Below are 16,580 nucleotides of genomic sequence, written 5' to 3'. Positions count from 1 at the left end.
GTGGTCGGGGCCGCACTGGTACCGGGCGTTGTCCCTGACGGAGCGACTGGGGGCGGGGACCACGACCGCTCCTCCTCGCATCGGGGACGGCGACGTCGAGAAAGCCCAGCGACGGTTGCGGGCGTGGAAGACGCAGAAGCCGTTCGCCAAGGCGCCGCTCTTCGCGCAGAGACTGGCTGCCGACTATCTCTCGGAGCAGGACTTTCTTGCTCTCCTCGGGGAGTCTGACGACAGTTTGCAGGCTCGGACGCCGCGAACTCCTCCCTGGATGGCAGCGCTGAGGGACGCCCTCAGGCATCCCCGGCCCACCGCGGCGCTGGTACCGGTTCTCGGTGAGGTCGAGACCGATCACCCGCTTGCCGGCTGTCTGCCGGCGCTCGGCCCTCTCCTGGAGCGAGCCGTCGCCACCGTCGAGGGTCGCGTTCGCGCCCTGACGGAAGAACATGACGCAGTTCCCGTCGACCGGAACCGGCTGTCGCGGATGGTGGTGACCAACATCGCTCCCACGCTCCTCTTTCAGGTCAGCAAACCGCTCATTCTCGAGCTTCACATCGCTCGGCTCGAGGGACGACTGGAGGGCGATACGCCGCAGGCGCGTTTCGCGGATTTTCTGCGGTGGCTCGACCAGGAGGAGGGCCTTGTTTCGCTCCTGGCCAAGTACCCTGTGCTCGCCCGTCAGATTGTCACGTCTGAGCAGCAATGGGCCGACTACTTGTGCGAGGTATTCGCCAACCTCTGCGCTGACTGGAACGACATCCGTACCGTGTTCGCCGACGGCGGAGATCCGGGACTGCTCGTCGAGGTGGACGCGGGAAAGGGGGACCGGCACCGGGAGGGTCGCAGCGTTCTGCTGCTGAAGTTCAGTTCTGGCCTACGATTGCTCTACAAGCCCAAGCCACTCGCCGCTGACGTGCATTTTCAGGAATTGTTGTCCTGGCTGAACGACAACGGAGCCGAGCCTCGTCTGCGGCCGTTGGTGCTGCTGGACAAGGGTGACTACGGTTGGTCGGAATTCGTTCCCACGTCCTCCTGTGGGTCGCGCGACGAGGTTGCTCGTTTCTACCAGCGGCAGGGAGGCTACCTGGCCCTGTTGTACGCGTTGGACGCTGCCGATCTGCACAACGAGAACCTGATCGCGGCCGGGGAGCATCCGATGCTCGTCGACCTGGAGGCGCTCTTCCACCCTCGCGTTCACGGAAAGGACCCGACTCTGGAGAACCTGGCCGCGAGCGCCCTGGATCAGTCGGTCTGGCAGGTCGGGCTCTTGCCGCGACGGGTGTGGTCGGACGAGAACTCGGTCGGGGTCGACATGAGCGGCCTGGGCGGGAACGAAGGCCAGATGAACCCTCATCAACTCGTCGGCTGGGACCAGCCGGGGACCGACGAGATGCGGTTGGTCCGGCGGAACGTCGAGCTGCCGGTGAGCGAGAACCGGCCGCGGCTCCGCGGGCGGGAGGTCGACGTCCTGGACTACAAGGACGACATCGTCGCGGGCTTCACGAGGATGTACCGGCTGCTGTGCGGGCAGAAGGACGCCCTGCTCGCCGAACGGCTCCCGCGGTTCGCCCACGACGAGATACGCGTCGTGGTCCGCAACACCAACGTGTACGGCCTGCTGTGGTACGAGAGCTTCCACCCGGATCTGCTGCGCGACGCGCTCGAGCGTGAGCGGTTCTTCGACCGGCTGTGGCAAGAAGTGCCGCAGCACCCCTACCTGAAGAGGATCATCGCCGCGGAGCGACAAGACCTGCTGCGCGGCGACATCCCGCTCTTCCGGGGTTTCCCGGACAGCACGACGATCCTCACCTCCGAGGGAGAGCCCCTCGTCGACTTTCTCGATGCCCCGAGCCTGGACTCGGCCCGCCGGCGTGTGGAACAGCTTGGTGAGGCCGATCTAACCAAGCAGACGTGGGTCGTGGAGGCGTCGCTGGCGACCCTGCTGATGGACCGGGAGAACACGATCGCCCGACCGGCCCGGCTCCCTCGCGGGACCGGGCACGTCCCCCGGGCAAGGCTCGTGGCCCTGGCGGACGGGTTCGGGAAGCGTCTGGGAGAGTTGGCGCTGCAGGACGACTCAGGAGCGTACTGGCTGGGCGTGGGCCCGCTCGACGACACCACCTGGGGCGTCTACCCCTCCGGCCACGACCTGTACGCCGGGACCGGTGGCATCGCGCTGTTCCTCGGCTATCTGGGCGCCATCACGGGGGAGTCCTCGCACACCCTGCTGGCCCGCCGGGGAGTTGCGGCACTGCGCGCCCAGCTGCAGGCGTGGCGGGAGGCGGGCATCAAGGAGGACGGCGACGCCTACCTGCCCACGGTCGGAGGATACGAAGGCCTCGGCTCGCTCGTGTATGTCCTGTCGAGCCTGGGGGCCCTCTGGCAGGAGCAGAGCCTCCTGGATGACGCGGAGGACCTGGTGGAGGTTCTGCCGGCGCTCATCTCGGCCGACACCTCGCTCGACATCGTCTACGGGTCGGCGGGATGCCTGCTGTCCCTGCTGAGCCTGCACGCCCTGCGGCCCTCACGGCGCACCTCGGACCTGGCGATCCACTGCGGAGAGCGCCTGCTGGCCACGGCACAGCCCACGAGTCCGGGAACGGCCTGGACCACGCTCAAGGACCAACCCCTGTTGGGCGGGTTCTCGCACGGAACTGCGGGCATTGCGCTGAGCCTGCTGCGGCTCACCGCCACCACCGGTGAGGACCGCTTCCGCAAGTGCGCGCTCCAAGCCCTCGACTTCGACCGCAGCCTCTATGTCCCCGAGCTGCACAACTGGGCCGACCTGCGGGTCTTTCCATCGCGCAGACCGGAGCCCGAGACGGCCGACGCGGCGACCGCTTCCCGACGCCAGTTCATGGTGGCCTGGTGCCACGGTGCGCCGGGAATAGGGCTGGGACGATTAGCAGCCCTGGACGAGTTGGACGACGAAGCGGTACGCGGCGAGATCGACTCCGCCCTCGCTGCCACCCTTGAATACGGATTCGCGATGAACCACTCGTTGTGCCACGGTGCCCTGGGGAACCTCGAACTCCTCCTCAGCGTGGTCCAGCGGCTGGGCCGCCCCCAGGACCAGGAGGCTCTGGATCGCGCGACGGCGGTGGTCGTGGACAGCATCGAGACCAACGGTCCCGCGACCGGGGTGCCCCTCGGGGTGGAGACCCCGGGCTTCATGACCGGGCTGGCCGGGATCGGCTACCAGCTGCTCCGCCTCGCCGAGCCCGACACGGTGCCCTCCGCGCTCCTTCTGGCCCCTCCCCGGTGACGAGGACGAATTCGCGGGAAGGGGGCGAGCACGTGGCCGGCCGGACCCTCTTCCGCGAGGGCGCGCTCGAGGCCTACCGGCGGGCAACCGGCCGCGACGTCCTGCCTCGCGTCACCTCGTGGCCGGTTGTCCTGTGCTCCTGGCTTCTGCTGGCGGGGCTGCTGGCCGCCGTCGTCCTCGCCTGGTCGGTGCGGGTTCCGACCTACGCCGCCGGCCCCGGACTCGTGCCGGACCAGCAGCGAGGCGACCAGTCCGTTGTCGTCCTGTTCCTCCCCCCGGACCAGTCCGCCCAAGTGCGGCCGGGACAGATCGCGCAGGGGCGGATCGGCGCTTCCGGCCCCTCCGTCCGAGGCGAAGTCACGACGATCGAGCGCGACCTGATCGGCCCGGCCCACGCACGGGACCGCTTCCACCTCGACAACAGCTCCGACCTCGTCACGGAGCCCTCGATGGTGGTGATCGTGCGTCTGGAGGAGAACCTGCCCACAAACGCCTACGCCGGCAGCCATGTGACCGCTCAGGTACAGACCGGCTCGCAGCCGCTTCTGGCGTCCCTTCCGGCTCTGGGCGGACTATTCGGAGGCGGCGAATGAACACCTGGAGGAAGCGGGTGCGGGAAGTCCGGCAGATGAGTGAGGTGGAATGCGGGCTCGCCTGCCTGACCATGATCCTCAACTACCACGGTTGCGGGATCTCGCTCTCCGAGCTGCGAACCCGCTCCGGCGTCGGGCGAGACGGACTGTCCGCACTCGACATCGTCCGGACCGCGCGCTCGAACGGGTTGCGCGTGAGGGCCGTGTCACTGCCCCACAGCGACTTCCGCTACGTGCCGCTGCCCGCCATCGTCCACTGGGAGTTCGACCACTTCCTGGTCGTGGAACGCTGGTCCGCCCGACGCGTCGACGTGGTGGATCCCGCCAGGGGCCGATGGCGGCTGACCCCGGACGAGTTCGACCGCGGGTTCACGGGAGTGGCTCTCCTCCTCGAGCCCGGCACGGCCTTCGCCCGGCGACCGGCGCCCTCCCGGACCGCGTTCCGGACCTACGTCCTGCAGTACATCCGGCAGTCGCCGGGGACGTTCCTGCAGATCCTCGCTCTCTCGCTGCTCCTGCTCGTCGCGGGGTTGGCCCTGCCGGCCCTCACCAAAGTGGTCGTGGACCAGGTCCTGCCCTTCCGGATGCAGGACCTGCTGCCCGTCCTGGCGATCGGCATCGTCGCGCTCGCCCTGTCCCAGATCGTCACCACCCTGCTCAGGGAATGGCTACTCGTCTACCTGCGGGCACGCATCGACATCCAGATGACGCTCGGCTTCGTCGAGCATCTCCTCGGCCTGCCCTACCGCTACTTCCAACAACGCTCCACCGGCGACCTGCTCGCGAGGGTGGGCAGCAACGCCGTCCTGCGCGAGCTGCTCAGCAACCAGCTCCTGTCCACCGTCATGGACAGCAGTCTCGTCGCGTTCTACCTCATCATCCTGATCACCCAGTCACCACCGTTCGGCCTGCTCACCCTCGCCATCGGCCTGCTCGAGGTACTGATCCTCATCCTCAGCAACGGCGCCGTGCGCCGGCTGGCGAGCCGAGAACTGGCGGCGTTCGGCAAGTCGCAAGGGGCCCTGGCCGAGTCACTGGTCGGCATCGCGACCCTCAAGGCCTCCGGCGCCGAACAGCGAGCCCTGGAGCGCTGGTCGAACACCTTCTTCGACCACCTCAACATCTCGCTGCGCTACGGCTACGTCTCCGGGACACTCGCGGCGGTACTCACGACGCTCCCGTCGTTCGGGCAGCTGGCCCTGCTCTGGGTCGGCGCCACCCAGGTACTGAACGGGTCCCTCACCGTGGGCACCATGGTCGCGTTCCTCGCGCTCGCCGCAGCCTTCTTCGCGCCGCTGACCTCCCTCGTACGCAGCGGACAGCAGTTCCAGCTGGTCGGCGCCAACCTCGATCGCATCAGCGACGTCACCAAGGCCGAGCCGGAACAGCACGGACAGGCCCTGGAGCCGGCACCGCCGCTGTCCGGGAACATCCGGATCCACGGTGTCAGCTTCCGGTACGCCCAGACCGCTCCCGACGTACTTCGCGAGCTGGATCTGTCCGTCGACCCCGGACAGCGGATCGCGATCGTGGGGCCCTCAGGGTCCGGCAAGAGCACCCTCGGCAAGCTCCTGCTCGGGCTCTACCTCCCCACCGAGGGACGCATCTGCTACGACGGCCTCGACCTGGACCAGCTGAACTGGCAGGAGCTGAGACGCCGATTCGGCGTCGTCCTGCAGGAGAGCGTCCTGTTCAGCGGTTCCGTCCTGTCCAACATCCTGCTCAGCGATCCCCTCATGGGCAGGGAACGCGCGATGGAGGCCGCCCGGATCGCCGCCATCCACGACGACATCATGGCCATGCCGATGCGATACGACACCTTCGTGTCGGAGGGCGGAAGCGCCCTGTCCGGCGGACAACGCCAGCGACTCGCCATCGCCCGCGCCGTCGCCCACCAGCCCAAGATCCTGCTCCTGGACGAGGCGACCAGCCACCTCGACGTCGAGACCGAGCAACAGGTCACCAGGAACCTGCACGCGTTGGCCTGCACCCAGATTATCATCGCGCACCGCTTGAGCACCGTCCGCGACGCCGACACCATTCTCGTGCTCGATCAAGGGAAGATCGTCGAGCGCGGCGGACACGCCGAACTCCTCCGCTCGGATGGGCACTACGCCACGCTGGTGCGCCGACAACTGGACCCGGGCGACCATGTCGCCTCGGCGCATGCCCAGGCGGGAGACTAGCTCGAGAAGCGAAGGTGGTGACGGCGCGCGCCGGCCGCACGAAGCCTGACAGCAACGGCAACCCGACTCGTCGTCTGACCGTCGACGTGGTCCCGAGGCACTACACCTGGAGACGCCTCAGAGGTACGTGCCGGGGGCCGGGTGGATCGGGTGCAGCCCGCGTCCGCCCAGCTCCGGCGGTGCGTCGACCACCGTGCCCGACCGCTCGCCCAGCCAGGTGACCAGGTCCTCCCACCACGAGCCCTGCTCGACGTGCGAGGCCGCCCGCCACCGCTCGGCGTCGGCCGGGTTGCCCGCCGACACCGCACCCGCGGCGACCCGGTGCGCGTTCGTGCCGTACCCCACCGCGGCCGCCGTGCTGCCGGGGACGGCCACGAACCGGCACTTGCCGCCCAGCACCTGCGAGGTCCGGTAGACGGCCTGCCAGCTCCCCACCCGGTCGGCGACGCCCGCGAGCAGGTAGACGTCCCGGTCGACCGCGGTGAGGTCGACGGGGCCGCCGAGGACGTGCGCGGCCCCGGGCCGGGTCAGCGCGCCCGAGAGGGCCAGCCCGGCGAGGTCGCGGAACAGCGCGGCGGGCACGTGCAGTGCGTCGAGGTTCCAGGCGCGCAGCGGGTCGGGCCGGATGTCGCCCTCGTCGGCGCCGGCAAGGTAGCGGCGCTCCCAGGCCGGCCAGACCAGCGCCTCCGGGCAGAGCAGGGCGTGGATCTCGGCGAGCCGGCGCCCGTCGAGCAGGCCCGCCCGGCCGATCGAAGTGATGGCGGCGCGCACCTCGGCGTCGTCGACCGGCGCGGCGGAGGGGCCGGTGCGCGAGCGCTCGCGGTCGAGCGTCGTGCCGGCCAGCACGAGCGCCGCGACCCGTTCCTGGCGCTCCAGGCGCGCGGTGACGGCCGCGGCCAGCAACCCCCCGGTGGAGACGCCGAACAGGGTGGTCCGGTCCACCCGGCAGATCCGCTCGCACGCCGCCAGGGCCTCGACGACGGCCTCGGCGTAGGCGTCGAGCCCCAGCCCTGCGTCCTCCGGGCCGGGATCGCGCCAGGACAGCGCGAACACCTGCTGACCGGCCGCGACGAGCCGGCGCACCAGGCTGCGGTCCGGGGCGAGGTCGACGAGGTGGAAGCGGTTCACCACGCCCGGCACGACCAGGACCGGCACCTCGGCGACCTGCTCGGTGGCGGGCAGGTAGTGGATCAGCTCGAAGAGCGGGGTGCGCAGCACGACGGCGCCGGGCGCGGTCGCGGTCTCGGTGCCGGGTTCGAGGCGGGCGCCGCCCTCGGGCAGCCGCGGCGGGGCCGCGAGGTCGGCCGCGAGGGCGCGCACCGCCCGGACGGCGCTCGAGCCGCCGGAACGGACGGCGTCGCGCAGCCAGCGCGGGTGCAGCAGCGGGTTGGTGCCGGGGGCGACGAGGTCGGCGAGCCGGGCGACGGCGACCCGGAGGCGATCGGCGTCGGCGGCGTCGGCGGCGAGGTCCTCGACGAGCTCCAGCGCGGAGGAGCGGGCGGCCCGGTGCGCCTGGAGCAGCCGGGACAGCAGCGGGTCGTCCGCCCAGGCGGGGTCGGCGTGCCGCGGGTCGTCCGTGCGGCCCGCGGCCGGGCGCGCACCCAGCCCGATGCGGCCGAGCTCGGCGAGCAGTCCCGCCGCCCGGCCGGCGGTGGCGCCCGGGGAGCGCAGCGCGGCGGCGGCGAGCCGCGCGGCCGGGCCGACGGGCAGCAACCGCGCCAGCGGGCCGCGGGCGGCCTCGGTGAGCAGGGCGTCGAGCGGCAGCGCGGCGTCGTCGGCCTCCGGCCGGGTCATCGCCCGCACCTGCCGCGACGTGTCATCGTGTGCGCCCCTTCCCGCCGGTTCGTCCCCCGGTGCCCGTCCGGCCGATCCTCCCAGCCGGCCCGCCGTGCCCGCAGGTGTACCCCGGACCGGGCGCCCCGGGCCAGCCCGCGGCGCGTGACGTGCGCGTTCGCGCCCGGGTCGGGGCACGGCGTCGCCCGCGGTGACCGCCGGATACGCTGATCGGCGGCCCCAGCACCCCCTCCGGGGGGAGGTCGGCAGGACAGGGAGACGTGTGTCGCAAACGGAATCCGTACCGATTCAGGGACTCTCCTCGGTGTCGGCTCCGGGCTCGCGCCCGCTGCGTGCCTGGCAGCGCTCGGCGCTCGCCCGGTACCTGGCCGCCCGGCCCCAGGACTTCCTGACGGTCGCGACGCCGGGCGCGGGCAAGACGGCCTTCGCGCTGCGGGTGGCGAGCGAGCTGCTGGCGGACCGCACGATCGAGGCGGTCACCGTCGTCACCCCGACGGAGCACCTCAAGTACCAGTGGGCGCAGTCGGCGGCGGCGGTGGGGATCGCGCTGGACCCCGAGTTCCGGGCGTCGGCCGGCACCTCGCGGGACTACCACGGCATCGCGATCACCTACGCCGGTGTGGCCGTGCACCCCAACACGCACCGGGCCCGCACGGAGAACCGGCGCACGCTGGTGATCCTCGACGAGATCCACCACGCGGGCGACGCCAAGTCCTGGGGCGAGGGCGTCCAGCTGGCCTTCGAGCCGGCCGAGCGGCGGCTGGCGCTGACCGGGACGCCCTTCCGGTCGGACGACAACCCCATCCCGTTCGTCGAGTACGTCCGGGACGGCGAGGGCGCGCTGCGCAGCCGCGCCGACCACTCCTACGGCTACTCCGACGCGCTGGCGGACAACGTCGTCCGGCCGGTGGTGTTCCTGGCCTACTCCGGCACGTCGAGCTGGCGGACGAGCGCGGGCGAGGAGATCACCGCCCGGCTCGGCGAGCCGCTCACCAAGGAACAGACAGCGATGGCCTGGCGCACCGCGCTGGACCCCGGCGGCGAGTGGATGCCCGCGGTGCTCGCGGCCGCCGACAAGCGGCTCGACGCCCACCGCAACAGTGGGATGCCCGACGCCGGCGGCCTCGTCATCGCCACCGACCAGACCAACGCGCGCGCCTACGCCGCCCTGTTGCAGCAGGTCACCGGCAGGCCACCCGCGCTGATCCTGTCGGACGAGGCGGGCTCGTCGGAGCGGATCGAGTCCTTCTCGACGTCCGACGAGCGGTGGATGGTCGCCGTCCGGATGGTGTCCGAGGGCGTCGACGTGCCGCGGCTCGCGGTGGGCGTCTACGCGACCTCGGCCTCGACCCCGCTGTACTTCGCGCAGGCCATCGGCCGGTTCGTGCGGTCGCGGCGGCCGGGCGAGACGGCGTCGGTGTTCGTGCCGTCCGTCCCGGTGCTGCTGGGCCTGGCGAGCGAGCTGGAGGCGCAGCGCGACCACGTCCTCGGCAAGCCGCACCGGCCCAAGGAGGAGTGGAACGACGAGGAGCTCGCCCTCGCGAACCGGCAGCAGGACGAGCCGGGGGAGGACGAGAAGTCCTTCACCGCGCTGCACGCCGACGCGGAGCTCGACCAGCTGATCTTCGACGGCGCCTCGTTCAGCGCCGACGAGGAGGAGTACATCGGGTTGCCCGGGCTGCTCGACGCCGACCAGGTACGCACGCTGCTGCAGCAGCGGCAGCAGGACTGGGTGGACCGGGGCTCGCCGCGCTCCGGCGCCGCGGCCCGCGCCACCCCGCCGCCGCCCGTGCCGGAGCCGCCGCGGCAGATGTCGGTGCGGGAGCAGATCCAGAAGCTCCGCAAGGAGCTGAACACGCTGGTCGCGCTGCACAACCACCGCACGAAGAAGCCGCACGGCGTGATCCACAACGAGCTGCGCCGGGCCTGCGGCGGTCCGCCGACCGCGATGGCGACGATCGAGCAGCTCGAGGAGCGCATCGCCACGATCCGGTCGTGGCGGTGACCGCCGTCACCCGTCCCCGGACACACGAGAGGGCCGGCACCCGCGGGTGCCGGCCCTCTCGACGACGCTCACATTGACCGGCGAGGGGAGTCGCCGATCGCCCATCACTCGTGCCTACTCAGCACCCTGCTGGACGTCCACCTCGAGCTCGCGCAGCTTGTCGGCGTGCGCACGCGCGTGGTGTCCGCAGAACAGGAGCTCGCCGCCGGACGGCAGCACGGCACGAACCTTTGCGGCCGCTCCGCAGCGGTCACAGCGGTCGGCGAGGGTCAACTCGGGCCGGGTCAGGGTTCCAGGCTGCATAGCGGTCTCCCTCCGTCTCGACACCGGTCTCCCGATGTCGCTTGCTGTGACGACCGCTCGCGCGGTGCGCCCACTCTTGCAGACGTTAAATACCCCTGCATGTGTTCCCGTCCCGTGTCGCGACGACAATCACAGATCGACCTTTCGGGGTCGGGCGACCGTCGACGCGGTGGCGGTCCGATGACGAACACGGATTCAGTTGACTACGAGTGAATGATGCGGTGCATGGTGTGACACCGCAAGGTGTGGGATGTAAACAGTCGGGTCCCGGCGACTACGGAGCGCAGTCGGGGGGCCGGTCGTGACGCCGAGCATGATCCGCCGGGTCCCGGCGCCCGTGCTCTTCGTCGTCGGGGGTGCCTCGATGTACGTCGGGGCGGCCCTCGCGGTCGGGCTGTTCGACCGGTTGTCGCCCGCGGCCGTCGCGATGTTACGGATCTTGGGTGCGGGCCTGGTGCTGCTCGCGTGGCGGCGGCCCCGCCGGGCGGCGTGGCGGGCCCCGCGGCTGCGGCGGTCGGTCCCGTTCGGGCTGGCCACGGCGCTCATGAACGCGGCCTTCTACGAGGCCATCGCGCGGCTGCCGCTCGGCACCGCGGTGGCGCTGGAGTTCTGCGGGCCGGTCGCGGTGGCGGCGGCGCTCTCCCGCCGCCCGCGGGACGTCGGGGCCGTGGTGCTGGCCGCGGGCGGAGTGGCCCTCATCGCGGATGTGCGCTGGTCAGGGAGCCCGTCGGGGGTGCTGTGGTCGCTCGCGGCGGCCGTCATGTGGGCGGCGTACATCCTCCTCGGCAAGCGGGTCGCGACGGCCGGGAACGGGGTCGACGACATGGCCGTCGGCTTCACCGTGGCCGCCGTCCTGTGCTCCCCGGTCCTGTTCCTCGGCGGGACCGCGGGCCTCGCGCCGCTCGCCGACCCGGTGGTGGTGCTGCTCGCCGTCGGCGTCGGGGTGCTGTCCAGCGTGATCCCCTACGGCCTCGACCAGGTGGTGCTGCGGCGGGTCGGGCAGGGGCGGTTCGCGGTCCTCCTGGCCCTCCTCCCGGCGACCGCCACGGTGATCGGCTTCCTGGTGCTCGGGCAGCTCCCGGGTGTCGCCGAGGGGGTCGGGATCGCGGCCGTGATCGCCGCGGTGGCGCTGCGGTCACGGGACGGGGACGGCGTGCCGGAGGTGCTCGAGCCACCCCGGGAGACCCCTCGTCGTCACGTGGAGTGACCGCATCGCTCGGTCACGCAGCGTCAGCGGTGTAGGAGCACCCGAGTGAAGATCGCCCGGTCCGGTGGCTCCGGCTCCCGCCGTGCCGACCACCCCGGCCCCCGTCGTGCCGCCGCCCGGGGAGACACGGAGCGTGAACCGGCCCGGACGGAGCACGCCGGACGGTGAGGGCCCAGGGCCGGCTCCGCGGGGCCGTTCGGGACGGCACCTCACTCCGCCGGCTCGCGCCCGGGCGGCGCAACGTCGTTCGTGTCGTGCCGGACGGTGCGGGGTGGCTCCTACCGGTCGCGAAGTGGAGCAACTCGGCTACGCGGCGCGACCGGAAACGGGACCGCGACAACAAACGCCGCTCGACGAGACCGAATCGTGACGATCCGGCGGAACCTTGACCGATTCAGCATGCTTTGCATCACAGACTTCGGCCGCATACGTTGTCGCCCACAACATTCACCCGATGTCCTAGGACACCGGGTCCACAGTGAGGTGGAGGGCGGATGCGGGTAGGCAGGTCGGCGCTGCGAGGCGCGCCGAAGATGATCGCGGCGCTGGGTCTGGGGCTGGTCCTCACCCTCACCGCGTGCGGGGCGAACAGCTCCGGTGGGTCCTCGGGCGGCACCGCTCCCTCGGCGGCGCCGGCGGGCGGGGGCGTCAAGGTCGGCGTCATCCTCCCGGAGACGGACACGTCCGCGCGCTGGGAGGGCTTCGACAAGCCCATGCTCGACAAGGCCATGCGCGCCGCCGGGCTCGACCCGGACATCCAGAACGCGCAGGGCGACGAGCAGAAGTTCTCGACCCTGGCCGACGGGATGATCTCCAGCGGCGTGAAGGTGCTGGTCATCGCGTCGATCAGCTCGGACGGCGGCTCGGCCGTCGCGGCCAAGGCCAAGGCGCAGGGCATCCCGGTCATCGACTACGACCGGCTGAACCTCGGCGGCACCAGCGACTACTACGTCTCCTTCGACAACGAGAAGGTCGGCGCGCTGCAGGGCCAGGGCCTCGCCCAGGCACTGCAGGGCAAGCAGGGCGCGCAGGTCATCCAGATCGAGGGCGCGCCCACCGACAACAACGCGACGCTGTTCTACAACGGCCAGCAGACGGTGCTGAAGCCGATGTACGACGACGGCCGGCTCAAGCTCGTGGCCAACCAGGCCATCGACAAGTGGGACAACCAGGTCGGCGGTCAGACCTTCGAGCAGCTGCTCACCGGCAACGGCGGCAAGGTCGACGGCGTGGTCGCGGCGAACGACGGCCTGGCGGGCGCGATCGTCACCGTGCTGACCAAGTACGGGCTCAACGGCCAGGTGGCCGTGACCGGCCAGGACGCCACCGCGGACGGCCTGCAGGCCATCCTGCGCGGCGACCAGTACATGACGGTGTTCAAGCCGATCCAGGAGGAGGCCGACGCGACCGCCAAGCTCGCCGCGGCCCTCGCCAAGGGCGACACCGCCACCGCGGACCGGACGGCGACCCAGACGGTGAACGACCCGAAGGGCAACCGCGAGGTCAAGTCCGTGCTGCTCACCCCGCAGCTGATCACCAAGGACAACGTCAAGACGGTGACGGACGCGGGCTACGTCAAGGCGAGCGAGATCTGCGTGCAGGCCACGCAGGCCGCCTGCGACGCGGCCGGCATCAAGTAACCGAGCCGGGCGCGCGGCCGCGGAGGGGACCCTCTCGGCCGCGCGCCCTCGCATGGAGGTCCGCATGTCCGAACCCATCCTGCAGCTGCGGTCCGTGTCGAAGAGCTTCGGCGCGGTGCAGGTGCTCCACGACGTCGACCTGACGGTGCGCGCCGGCGAGGTGACCGCGCTCGTCGGCGACAACGGCGCCGGCAAGTCGACGTTGGTCAAGTGCGTCGCCGGGATCCACCCGATCGACGGCGGCGAGATCCTCTTCGACGGCGATCCCGTCGCGCTGCACAGCCCCTCCGACGCGTCGAAGCTCGGGATCGAGGTCGTCTACCAGGACCTCGCGCTCGCCGACAACCTCGACATCGTCCAGAACATGTTCCTCGGCCGGGAGCGCGGCAGGCCCTGGCTGCTCGACGAGTCCGACATGGAACAGGCGGCGCGGCGCACCCTCGCCTCGCTGTCGGTCCGCACCGTCACCAGCGTGCGGACGCCCGTGGCGTCGCTCTCCGGCGGGCAGCGGCAGACCGTCGCCATCGCCAAGGCCGTCCTCTGGGACTCCCGCGTCGTGCTGCTCGACGAGCCCACCGCCGCGCTCGGCGTCGCGCAGACCCGGCAGGTCCTCGACCTCGTCCGCCGGCTCGCCGAGCAGGGCATCGGGGTCGTCCTGATCAGCCACAACATGGCCGACGTCTTCGAGGTCGCCGACCGCATCGCCACCCTCTACCTCGGCCGCATGGTGGCCGAGGTGCCCACGCGCGACGTCACCCACGGGCAGGTCGTCGAGCTCATCACCGCAGGCAGGTCCGGGGACCTCGGGCTGGCCCGACCGGAAGGGGTGGTCGGGCAGTGACCGCACCCGAGAAGCAGCAGAAGTCGGCGGCCGAGAAGGCCGACCCCGGGAACCGGGCGGCCGACTTCGGCATCGACACCACCGCCCGGACCACGGGCGAGGCGATCCGCGGCTACCTGCAGGGCCTGCGCAACGGCGAGCTCGGCTCGCTGCCCGCGCTGCTCGGTCTCGCCGCGCTGTTCGTGCTGTTCACGATCCTCGACTCCGGCGGCACCTTCCCCAGCCTGCTGAACCTCGCGAACCTCCTCCAGCAGGGTGCCGGCCGGACCATCATCGCGATGGGCCTGGTGTTCGTGCTGCTCACCGGCGAGATCGACCTCGCCGCGGGCACGGCGTCGGGCCTCGCGGCGGCGCTGATGGCGCTGCACCTCGTGAGCGGCGGGAACATGCTCGGCGCGATGGGCGGGTTCGTCTTCGCGGTGCTGATCGTCGCGATGCTCGTCGCGGCGGCGCTGGCGATCTGGGTCCGGGTGTGGGCCGGGGCCGTGGTGAGCGTCCTGACGGCGGTGATCCTGCTGATCGGCGTCCCGGCCAACCCGTGGATCGAGATGCTGCTCGCCGTGGGCGTCGGCGTGGTCGTCGGGTGCCTGACCGGCTTCCTCGTCGCCCGCATCGGGATGCCGAGCTTCGTCGTCACCCTCGCCCTGTTCATCACCTGGCAGGGCGTGATCCTGCAGCTCATCGGCGACGGCGGCACCCTCGGCCTGCGGGACCCGGTGATCAACGCGGTGGCCAACGGCAACCTGTCGACCCTCGGCTCGTGGGTGCTGTTCGTCGTAGCGGCCGGCGGCTACGCGGCGGTCATGCTCCTGCAGCAGCGCAACCGGCTGCACAAGGGCCTGGTGGCGAAGCCGACCGGCCTGGTCCTGATCAAGGTCGGGGCCGTCGTCGTCCTCGGGGCCCTGGCCACCTTCCTGCTCACCCGGGACCGGTCGCCGGGTGTCATCGCCATCTCCGGTATCCCTTATGTCGTGCCGATCGTCCTGGTCCTCCTGGTTCTGGGGACCTACGTGCTCGACCGCACGCGGTTCGGCCGGCACGTCTACGCCGTCGGCGGCAACCGGGAGGCGGCCCGCCGGGCGGGCATCGACGTCGTCCGGATCCGGGCGGCGGTGTTCGTGATCAGCTCGGCCTTCGCGGCGATCGGCGCGATCGTCTACTCGTCGAAGGTCGGGTCCGTCTCGCCGGCAGCCGGTGGCGGCAACACGCTGCTGTTCGCGGTCGGCGCGGCCGTCATCGGCGGGACGTCGCTGTTCGGCGGGCGGGGGCGGGTCTCCAACGCCGTCATCGGCGGCGCGGTGCTGGCGACCGTCGAGAACGGGCTGGGCCTGCTCAAGCAGCCGGCCGCGGTGGTCTTCATCATCACCGGCCTGGTGCTGCTGCTCGCGGCGGGCGTCGACGTCCTGTCCCGGCGGAAGTCGGCGGCCGCCGGAAGGTGACCGTCCCGACCTCCGGCACCCGTCCCGACGACGCCCGCCGGCACAACCGGACCGCGCTGCTGCGCCGCCTGCACGTCGAGGGGCCCTGCACGCGCGCGACGCTGGCGAGCGAGCTCGGGCTCAACCGCAGCACGATCAAGGCGGTGGTCGACGGGCTGGCGGAGGCGGGCGTCGTCACGGAGGCCGTCCCGGCGCAGCGCACCGGCGCCGGGCGGCCCTCGCTCCTGGTCCTGCCCGAGGCGCAGGCGGCGGTCGTCCTGGCCGTCGACGTCCGCGTCGACCAGGTCGCCATGGCGATGGTCGGGATCGGCGGGCAGATCCTCGGCCGGCACAGCTGGAACCTGCACCGCACCACCCGGCTGCCCGGCGAGGTCATCACGCACATCGCCGAATCGGCCCAGCTGCTGCGCGACGAGCTGGGCGTGCGGGAGCAGGGGGTCGGCGTCTCGGTCCCCGGCGTCGTCCGGCGGGCGGACGGCCTGGTGCACGAGGCGCCCAACCTCGGCTGGAGGGAGGTCGCGCTGGGCAGCCGGCTCGGCGCGGTGCTCGGGTCGCCCACGACCGTCGGCAACGACGGCGACCTCGGCGCCCTCGCCGAGCACGTCCGCGGGGCGGCGCGGGACGCCAACGACCTGCTGTACCTGTCCGCCGACGTCGGCGTGGGGGGCGGGGTCATCGTCGGCGGGGTGCCGCTGCGGGGCTCCGGCGGGTACGTCGGCGAGATCGGGCACATGATCGTCCGGCCCGGTGGGCGGGCGTGCTTCTGCGGCGAGCAGGGCTGCTGGGAGACCGAGGTCGGCGAGCCGGCGCTGTGCCGAGCGCTCGGGCTGCCTGAGGACACGCCCCGCGGGGTGCTGGTGGCGGAGCTGCGGGACCTCGAGGCCCGTCCCGGTCGGCTCGACCTGCTGTCCGAGGTGGGGGAGTGGCTGGTCACGGGGCTGGTCACGGCGGTGAACATGCTCGCGCCGGAGCTCGTGGTGCTGGGTGACCTCTTCGCCGCCCTCCCCACCCGGCTCGTCGACCGCATCCGCGACGAGCTGCACCGCCGCAGCCTCGTCAGCCGCGCCGCGGGCCGCACCCGCATCGCCGTCTCGCCGCTGGGGCGGGACGGGAAGCTGGTCGGCGCCGCCGAACTCGCCTTCGAACCCGTCCTCGGCGCGGTGTAGCAGCACATCCCGCGAGTCGGGACTCCAGCACCGCGAGTCGGGACTCCAGCACCGCGAGTCGGGAGTTCCGGCAGCGCGAGTCGCGAGTTCCGGCAGCGCGAGTCGGCGGTTTCGGGCGACCGAGTTGCCCGTGTCCGTCGTCTC

11 protein-coding genes are annotated in these 16,580 nt (G+C 71.8%); 9 read left to right on the top strand and 2 right to left on the bottom strand.

All coding sequences use genetic code 11. The features are described 5' to 3' along the window. Nucleotides 1-28: 28 nt before the first annotated feature. Genes ACQP04_RS20905 through ACQP04_RS20895 form a run of 3 tightly spaced genes read left to right on the top strand, consistent with a single transcriptional unit; the run spans nt 29 to nt 6,041 of the window. On the top strand, nt 29-3,262 hold the full coding sequence (locus ACQP04_RS20905; RefSeq protein WP_433502243.1) for a type 2 lanthipeptide synthetase LanM family protein: 3,234 nt from the start codon (nt 29-31) through the stop codon (nt 3,260-3,262). Nucleotides 3,263-3,294: 32 nt separating this feature from the next. Then, complete coding sequence (locus tag ACQP04_RS20900) at nt 3,295-3,855, top strand: hypothetical protein (protein ID WP_433502242.1); 561 nt, start codon at nt 3,295-3,297, stop codon at nt 3,853-3,855. Nucleotides 3,856-3,890: 35 nt separating this feature from the next. After that, nucleotides 3,891-6,041, top strand: coding sequence for a peptidase domain-containing ABC transporter (locus tag ACQP04_RS20895; protein ID WP_433502241.1), 2,151 nt, complete (start codon nt 3,891-3,893; stop codon nt 6,039-6,041). Nucleotides 6,042-6,158: 117 nt separating this feature from the next. Here ACQP04_RS20895 and ACQP04_RS20890 read toward each other — a convergent pair whose 3' ends face one another. After that, entirely contained in the window at nt 6,159-7,835 is a 1,677-nt protein-coding gene (locus ACQP04_RS20890) for an alpha/beta fold hydrolase (protein WP_433502240.1), read from the bottom strand. Between the two features lie 262 nt (nt 7,836-8,097). Between ACQP04_RS20890 and ACQP04_RS20885 the strand changes: the two genes are divergently transcribed. After that, on the top strand, nt 8,098-9,840 hold the full coding sequence (locus tag ACQP04_RS20885) for a DEAD/DEAH box helicase (protein WP_433502239.1): 1,743 nt from the start codon (nt 8,098-8,100) through the stop codon (nt 9,838-9,840). Nucleotides 9,841-9,954: 114 nt separating this feature from the next. Here the strand turns inward: ACQP04_RS20885 and ACQP04_RS20880 are convergent, their stop codons facing one another. Then, a complete protein-coding gene (locus ACQP04_RS20880) occupies nt 9,955-10,143 on the bottom strand; it encodes a DUF7455 domain-containing protein (protein ID WP_037050289.1) in 189 nt (62 codons plus the stop codon). A gap of 313 nt (nt 10,144-10,456) precedes the next feature. Here ACQP04_RS20880 and ACQP04_RS20875 point away from each other — a divergent pair, with 313 nt between their 5' ends. From ACQP04_RS20875 to ACQP04_RS20855, 5 genes are all read left to right on the top strand, one after another. After that, nucleotides 10,457-11,350 carry an EamA family transporter gene (locus tag ACQP04_RS20875; protein ID WP_433508408.1) on the top strand — a complete coding sequence of 298 codons (894 nt, stop codon included), beginning with the start codon at nt 10,457-10,459 and terminating at the stop codon, nt 11,348-11,350. A 494-nt stretch (nt 11,351-11,844) separates the two neighbouring features. After that, nucleotides 11,845-12,990 (top strand): sugar ABC transporter substrate-binding protein, encoded by a 1,146-nt coding sequence (locus ACQP04_RS20870; RefSeq protein ID WP_433502238.1) that lies wholly within the window; start codon nt 11,845-11,847, stop codon nt 12,988-12,990. Between the two features lie 64 nt (nt 12,991-13,054). Next, a complete protein-coding gene (locus tag ACQP04_RS20865; protein WP_037050370.1) occupies nt 13,055-13,831 on the top strand; it encodes an ATP-binding cassette domain-containing protein in 777 nt (258 codons plus the stop codon). Then, a complete protein-coding gene (locus ACQP04_RS20860) occupies nt 13,828-15,270 on the top strand; it encodes a sugar ABC transporter permease (protein ID WP_433502237.1) in 1,443 nt (480 codons plus the stop codon). Before ACQP04_RS20865 ends, ACQP04_RS20860 begins: the two co-directional genes overlap by 4 nt. After that, nucleotides 15,267-16,436, top strand: coding sequence for an ROK family protein (locus ACQP04_RS20855; protein WP_433502236.1), 1,170 nt, complete (start codon nt 15,267-15,269; stop codon nt 16,434-16,436). The genes ACQP04_RS20860 and ACQP04_RS20855 overlap by 4 nt, the downstream gene beginning before the upstream one ends. The last annotated feature ends 144 nt before the right edge of the window (nt 16,437-16,580 follow it).

It is taken from the genome of Pseudonocardia halophobica (assembly GCF_050948485.1).
Lineage (GTDB): Bacteria > Actinomycetota > Actinomycetes > Mycobacteriales > Pseudonocardiaceae > Pseudonocardia > Pseudonocardia halophobica.
Note: the sequence above shows the minus strand (reverse complement) of the source record. Positions and strands in the feature narration are given on the sequence as shown.